This window comes from Treponema sp. R6D11 (genome assembly GCF_054786075.1).
This window is the reverse complement of the sequence record NZ_BDHD01000106.1, coordinates 1-6,391: the sequence shown is the minus strand read 5'-3', so window position 1 is coordinate 6,391 and position 6,391 is coordinate 1. Positions and strand designations below refer to the sequence as shown.

General features: G+C 40.4%; 7 protein-coding genes. 3 read left to right on the top strand and 4 right to left on the bottom strand.

What is annotated here, in order from left to right:
- Positions 1-391, top strand: a 391-nt coding sequence (locus tag ACYVTD_RS08995; RefSeq protein WP_461247443.1) for a hypothetical protein, incomplete at its 5' end; no start/stop codon positions are given.
- A 3-nt stretch (positions 392-394) separates the two neighbouring features.
- Here the strand turns inward: ACYVTD_RS08995 and ACYVTD_RS08990 are convergent.
- Genes ACYVTD_RS08990 through ACYVTD_RS08980 form a run of 3 tightly spaced genes read right to left on the bottom strand, consistent with a single transcriptional unit; the run spans position 395 to position 3,025 of the window.
- A complete protein-coding gene (locus tag ACYVTD_RS08990; RefSeq protein ID WP_461247442.1) occupies positions 395-1,366 on the bottom strand; it encodes a peptidoglycan DD-metalloendopeptidase family protein in 972 nt (323 codons plus the stop codon).
- 45 nt (positions 1,367-1,411) lie between these two features.
- Entirely contained in the window at positions 1,412-1,966 is a 555-nt protein-coding gene (locus ACYVTD_RS08985) for a bifunctional nuclease family protein (protein WP_461247444.1), read from the bottom strand.
- Between the two features lie 18 nt (positions 1,967-1,984).
- The gene (locus ACYVTD_RS08980; protein WP_461247441.1) at positions 1,985-3,025 is read right to left on the bottom strand and encodes a polyprenyl synthetase family protein; all 1,041 of its coding nucleotides are present in this window, start codon (positions 3,023-3,025) and stop codon (positions 1,985-1,987) included.
- A gap of 22 nt (positions 3,026-3,047) precedes the next feature.
- On the opposite strand from ACYVTD_RS08980, the gene ACYVTD_RS08975 reads away from it, so the two are divergent.
- Together ACYVTD_RS08975 and ACYVTD_RS08970 are read left to right on the top strand one after the other, a co-directional pair.
- Positions 3,048-3,698 carry an SAM-dependent methyltransferase gene (locus ACYVTD_RS08975; protein ID WP_461247440.1) on the top strand — a complete coding sequence of 217 codons (651 nt, stop codon included), beginning with the start codon at positions 3,048-3,050 and terminating at the stop codon, positions 3,696-3,698.
- A gap of 3 nt (positions 3,699-3,701) precedes the next feature.
- Entirely contained in the window at positions 3,702-5,459 is a 1,758-nt protein-coding gene (locus tag ACYVTD_RS08970) for an HD domain-containing phosphohydrolase (RefSeq protein WP_461247439.1), read from the top strand.
- A 33-nt stretch (positions 5,460-5,492) separates the two neighbouring features.
- Here ACYVTD_RS08970 and ACYVTD_RS08965 read toward each other — a convergent pair.
- Positions 5,493-6,391 (bottom strand): extracellular solute-binding protein (locus ACYVTD_RS08965; RefSeq protein ID WP_461247438.1); only part of this gene is annotated, 899 nt, incomplete at its 5' end.

Below are 6,391 nucleotides of genomic sequence, written 5' to 3'. Positions count from 1 at the left end.
TCTGCGTGCCGCTATGGAAACTGATGAATCTGACCGTGGCGGACTTTTGGGGCGTGCAAGCAGGTCAGGAAAAAAGAAATCAACCGCTTCCGCCGACAAAGGGCTTCTTAACAAGGCAAGTAAAAAATCAACGACAAAAAAGACTTCCAAAAGCAAAGGTCTTTTGGCTCAAGCTAAAGAGCTTGAAAAACCCGCTCCTAAAAGCAAAGGACTTCTTGCTCATGCCGACGAACATAAAAAACCGACTCATCATCACGGTAAAGGGCTTTTGGCTTATGCCGATGAAATAGGAGTAGAAATCAATGAAGAAGAAACTCCTGATGTACATATTGATTTAGATGTAGTATCGCCGTTTTCGTCTATGTTTTCGTCTTTATCAAAAAAAGAATAATAACTATCTGAGTAATAAACGCGGGTTGGTGGTAACTCCGTTTTTATAAATTGTAAAGTGAAGATGAGACCCGGTGCTCTGTCCGGTATTACCTACGTCCCCGATGCGTTCCCCTTGGGCGACATAAGAGCCTGTTTTTGTCCTGATTACGCTCATGTGTCCGTAAAGGGTGCGATACCCTGAGTTGTGGCTGATTAATACATAATTACCGAAAACATTGTCATACCCTACCGCGCTTACCCTTCCTGCCATAGCCGCTCTGACAGGCGTGCCTATACTGCCTTTAATATCAATGCCGTTGTGAAGTTGACGCCGACCTCTGTTAAAGGGGTCTCTTCTCCATCCGTATGATGATGTAATAGCGCCGTTAACAGGCCACATAAATAAATCGCCGTTAATTTCCTGAAGTTTTGACCAATCAAGCTTGGCTCCGGGAATAAAAAGGTCTGTTTCCGGTGTTATTTTGTCGGAAAAAAGCTCATTAACTGTCTTTATGGATTCAACATTTGCTTTGTATCTTTCTGCTATAGAGCTTAGGTTTTCCCCTTTTTTGACAGTGTGAAAAACCCCGTCCTGATTCGGGATTTTTAATACTTTCCCTATCTGAAGAAGGCGGGTATTGTATATTTTGTTTACAGAGATAATTGAATCCTGATTTAACCCGAATTTGATGGCAAGACTGCTGATATTTTCGCCGCTTTGAACCACATGGGCGTCGCAGAACAGGATACGGGGTTTTGAGACGGTGTCAGGCTCCGAAACGGATTCAAGACTAGCCTCGGTTAACAAAACATCGGAATTTTCCGCAGAAATCGGCTCTTCCGCCAGATAACCGCCGCCAATGCCATGCCCGTCTGCAAAAAGTTTTTGGAAATTAATATATTTACCCGGATTTATCAGAAAAACCAAGCATAAGGCTGATGAAAGCCAGAAAATATGTCTATATTTTTGATCAGTTTGTTTCAGCGAAATCATATACGAATTTTAATATAATTTTCTCCATTATGCAATATAAAACGCCTAAATAGAGGCGTCATTTTCCAACATTTTCAGCAAATCCCTTATTTCAGCCGCCTGCTCATATTCTTCCTCGGCGACAGCCTGCTCCAACTGTTCTTTTAAAGACCTATATTTATCATCGGTATCTTCTTCTAGGTCATTTATAAAAAAAGACAAAGGAACGCCGGTTTGTTCTATTATAGAAGAAGCCAGATAAATAGGGCATTTTTTACGGGTGGCAATGGCAAAGGCGTCGGAAGGGCGGCTGTCCAAAATAAGGGGTTTTTCCTTAGTATATTCGCCGCCTGTTATTACAAGACGGGCATGGAAAACATCGTCTTTTAGCTCGTAAACCTCTACTTTTTTAACTGAGAGGTTTACATTGGCAAGCATATTTAAAAATAGGTCATGGGTATGCGGTCTGGACATGCTTACACCTTCTTTTCCCATTAAAATTGACTGCATCTCCAAAGTACCAATAAAGATAGGGACGGCAATATCCTTGTCTTTTGGCTTTAACAGCAGGGCGTTTCCATGACTTGTTTTGAGGACTGACCATATTTCACTTAAATACATAGTTTTCAATTTACTTCTCTAACTTATTAGTTTAATAAAGCCGTCAAGAAGGGCAAGCCCGTCTTTATTTATGTTACAACCTGAAAATTCATGAGACCCAAAAATTTCCTGTGTTTGCTTTAAGAATGATTGTCCCTTTTCTTCCGCTTCAGCGGTAATGCCGGACGAGGTAAGCATTTCTATAAATTCTTCCACTTCCGGGGCGTTTGTGCCATTTATTTTGGCGGAGTGAAAATAATAAAAAATTCGCTCTCGTTTTTCCGGATATTTATGAAGAAACAAAAGAACAGGAAGGCTTTTTTTCCCTTCGACCACATCGTCCCCCCGCTTTTTCCCTGGGATTCCCGTCGTCAAATTTTTTACATCGTCCAATATTTGAAACCCCAGTCCCATCATTTCCGCCGCGTCGCCTAAAACCTTAACAGCTTCTTTTGGAGCGTCAGCGGAATACGCGCCTAACTCTACGGCAAGACGCGAAAGACTTCCAGTTTTCATTTTGCACATTGTATAATACTCGTCTATTTCGGGCACTGCGGAAACATTTCTATGCCAATTTATATCCATCGCCTGTCCTAGATGTAATTTTCTGATGCAATCTGTCCAAAGTTTGTAAAGAAGCTCTTTGTTTTTTAAGTTACACGAATCAATACAGCACGATGATAAAAAGTAAAAGAAAGAACCTGAATTTATCGCCGTATCAACACCGTAGATTTGATGAATAACAGGTTTACCTCTCCGTTCATCGGATTCATCTTCGATGTCGTCATGAATCAAGCTCGCGTTATGACAAAATTCAAGCAGGGGAGAAAGTTGAACGGCTGAATCGCCGCCACCTAAAGTTTCGCAGACAAGCGTCATTAACAAAGGTCGCCAGCGTTTGCCTCCGCGCGAAAGAATATCGCTAAGCGGTACGGTTAAAAATTGAACCGAATCCGCGCTGATTTTTCCCCCGATACCGGGAAATATTTTTTCCGCCCATACCGAGTCCGCTGTTTCCGGCAGCCAGAGTTTTAGCTCGTTTTCTATTTTTTCTATTCTTTGTGTATACTCTTGATCCATAAAACCATTATAATATATTTTAATGGCAGATTACAAGAAACCTGACTACTGGCAACAGAAGGCTCGCAAAGAAGGGTATCCCGCCCGTTCCGTTTATAAACTTAAAGAGATCGATGAAAAGTTCGATATTTTTAAGGTTCGTAAGTCAGGCGGTGCAAATAATCCTTGTGTATTGGACATAGGAGCCGCTCCCGGAAGTTGGAGTCTTTATGTGTTGCGTAAATTTGCTGGTAAGGGCTTTCTTGCCGCCGCAGACCTTTCGCCCCTTTCCCGTGAATTTGACAAGGGTTTATTTGACGGCGATAATTTTTTCTTTATTCAAGGCGATGTTACAACCGCGGAAGTGCGCGAGACGCTTTTATCAAAATCCCCCTATAATGTAATAATAAGCGACGCCGCTCCCGCTACGACAGGGAATCATATAGTAGACTCGGCTCGTTCTTTGGAACTTGCGGAAACGGTTATAGAGTACGCGCAAAACGCGCTTGCCTCCGGTGGCAATCTTGTTGTAAAAGTTTTTCAGGGCGGCGGAGTAGACGCTGTTCTTAAACGCATGAAAACTCTTTTTACAACGGCAAAAAGTTATAAGCCAGAAGCCTGCCGCAGCGAGTCTGTGGAGACGTACTTTATTGGGCTTGGGCGCGTTAGTGGAAAACAAGAAAAGGAGAAATAAGCGTTGATTTTTACTTATATATATGTTGTTATTTCCTTCATCGTGCTTTTTCTAGGCACGTCTCAAATTGTGAAGAAAACTCGGCGTAGTGCTTTAAACTGGTACTTTTTTGCCATTTGTACATTAATTGCAATTTCCACTTTTAATAATGGGTTTCAGTTTTATAAAGCATCTACAGAAGGCGTAGCATTAGGTGAATCAAGTTATATTTTCAGCAAAATAAATATGGTTCTCTCGTTAATAAAAATAATGATAGTTCCGTTTCTTTATGCGTTTATTTTTAGCCTTTCAAAAATCAAATCCAAAAGTATTAAATTATTGCAGTTTATTTTGCTTTCCGCTAATACGCTGGCATTTACGGTAACAGCTATTATTGCAGTTACATTTGCCGAGTCAATAAACATTTTCTCTTCCTATTTGTTTAATACATTGTTTCTTTTAATAATTGTTTTTGAATTTTTTTGTTTAGTATATTTAATGTATAAATGGATAAAAACAGCATCTCTAAAACGAGATCGTTTACAGGCAAAAACAATATTAATAGGCGCTATAGTATCGCTCGTTTTTCTTATTTGTGATTTGGTTACTTCTAATTTATATTGGACGGAACTTGTCCCTTTTATTGGGTTGTTGGCGCTAGTCTTTATTTTTAATAATTATGCCAACCAATATAACAATTTTAGTTTTAATATTTCCAACCTTGCTACTTATGTTTATACTGCTGTTAAATTACCTGTGCTTATTCTGAATGAAAAAGGCGATATTATGCTCTGTAATGCGGCTTCGGAAACTTTTTTAAAAAAAAACGCTGAACAACTTACCATGCTAAAATTGTTTAGTCTGTTTGATTTTACAAATAACCCGTTATCAGAGGATTTAATATCATTGCATCGCCATAAAAAAGACGAGTCCGTATTCAACTGCGACGCTGTTTGCCGCGTTGAAGGACAGAAATGCCAAATCTCGTTAAATTATATATATGATAAATTTGATGAAATGATCTGTACTGTCGTTATAGTAACCGACATCACGGAAAAAGAGGAATTAATCCGTCAGCTTAATGAGTCTCATGCTAAAATTGAGCGTTTTTACATGGAACTGCAATCTGAGGTTTACAAGCAAACTGAAAGCGTCCGCAATCTTCAAAAGGCTATTGTGTATTCGATGAGCGATCTGATAGAAAAAAAAGACGGCTACACCGGCATACATACAAGACGTGTAAGCGAATATGTTACTATTTTACTGCGCGAATTGGTAAAGCGCGGTCATAAATTTACCGAATCGGAAATTGAAAGAATCGCGGAATCTTCTTTGTTACACGATATGGGAAAAATCGCAATCCCTGATAGTATCCTTCTTAAAAACGGCAAATTGAACGACGATGAGTTTGGAGTAATGAAAAACCACAGCGCGAAAGGCGCTGATTCTTTGGAAAGATCAATGCAATTCGCCAAAGATAACGACTTTTTAAAAAACGCTTTTGTAATGGCTAAACATCACCATGAAAAATGGGACGGCAACGGCTACCCCGACGGCAAAAAAGGAGATGATATACCTCTTCTTGCGCGTGTAATCGCCATTGCCGATGTTTATGACGCGTTACGTTCAGAACGCACATACAAAGAGCCATTCAGCAGAGAAAAAGCAAAAGAGATCATATTGGAAGAAAACGGACGCCAATTTGACCCCGAACTGGTTGATGTTTTTTTAGCGGTAGAGCCGCTATTTGACGAATTTTGCAAATCTACCCAAAATAATTAACAAGAAGACAACGCGATATTTGCTCCCCAAAAATTATAAACCGTTAGCGTCCATAATTAACGCATTCCAACTATTTTGAACCTTTTCAACTAACTGCGCGGGTTCGCCGTCATTATACCAGATTTCCCACGCGATACCTCCGCGTTGGAGTCCGGGAACATGAAGGTGATATTTCCACTGCCACAATTTCTGATCGCGGATCATGGCGACTGTTTCATCAACTGCTCTTCTGTCCCTGTATTTAGGATAAGTTTCGTTTTTCCAGTTATCATCAGGAGGAGTTACCCAAGCCTGATAAGCCCAAATAATCGCGTCAATTTGTTCTTTTGTATATCCTTTGGCGGGAATTACTCTTACGTTATCATCGTTAAATACCACATAGTTCTTTGCTCTTGGACCTTTTGGTGGTAGAACCATACCCCAATCGTCTTTCATAGTACGAAGATCGTTTGTTGCCAAGTATTGTTGGTCAATGCGCATTGCAACTCTTCCATCGTTGAATTCGGGAATAAACCAGTTCCACGGAGTCGTTTCTCCGGGCGGTTTTGGCTTCATAACTTTTGCGTCTCTTAACTGCAAATAAAAACGGACAGCCTCAAGAAATTCAGGTCTGTTTGAAGCGTTAACAAGCATTCCGTTCTTGTCTTTGTCAACATACATCGCGCCGTTACTCGAAACAAAAGCGTCCAGAATCTCAGAAGAAAGGTCGCATGTCATTGCGTATATATCCGTAATACCATCGTTGTTTACATCTCTTGTAAGTTTTTTTGCAACTTCCATGAACTTATCCCATGTCCATTCTCCTTTTTTCTGAAGATCATAAAGAAGGTTGGAGTCAAGACCGGCTTCTCTGAATAATCTTTTGTTAAAAAATACGCAAGCGGCGTGTTCGCTGTCGCCGTAACCTTCGGAAAAAGCATAAGCGTCCTGAG